Source organism: Staphylococcus sp. EG-SA-2, assembly GCF_017152085.1.
The window spans coordinates 1-611 of sequence record NZ_JACYHC010001274.1; the positions used below are offsets into that span (position 1 = coordinate 1).

General features: G+C 33.6%; 1 protein-coding gene. It reads right to left on the bottom strand.

Annotated features, from left to right (window positions below; all coding sequences use genetic code 11):
• The coding region (locus tag IDG60_RS28280) for a glycosyltransferase (RefSeq protein ID WP_206161130.1) at positions 1–549 on the bottom strand (549 nt) is incomplete at its 3' end.
• Between the last annotated feature and the right edge of the window lie 62 nt (positions 550–611).

The window sequence follows — 611 nt, forward strand, 5'->3', positions numbered from 1 at the left end:
CGTTTGCTTAACAGCGGGAACATCTGCAATACCATTATGTATTGTGGTTAATTTCAATCGATTAAATCGATATTTTAACGCTAACTGTTTATCGAAATCTGAAACACAAATAATGCTATCTGTAATAAGTGACATTAATTTTTCGATAACTAAATATAGAAATTTTTTAGCTGGTTTAACACCCTCTGTAAAAGCCCATCCATGTGCAGTAAAAACTATACGTGTGTCTTTCGATTTCGAAATGAACTTCGCAATTCGTCCGACCGTTCCAGCTTTGGAAGAATGTAAATGGATAACATCAGGTTTAATTTTCGAGAATAACTGCGCTAACACTTTGACAGCTAAAATATCTTGTTTAAAGTCAATTGGACCTACTAAATGTTCGATAATAATTACATTAACTCTTGCATCTAGTTGTTCAATCATTGGTCCATGATTGCCTACAATGACATAAACATCATGGTGTACGCAAAAATGGTTGGCAAGTTGAATGAGATGTGTTTGTGCACCACCATTGTCTGCTTTAGTAATACAATATATAATTTTCAACTGTTACAAACCCCTTTAATGCTATACTTTCAATTTCTTAACATGGCTATCTCATCAGATGA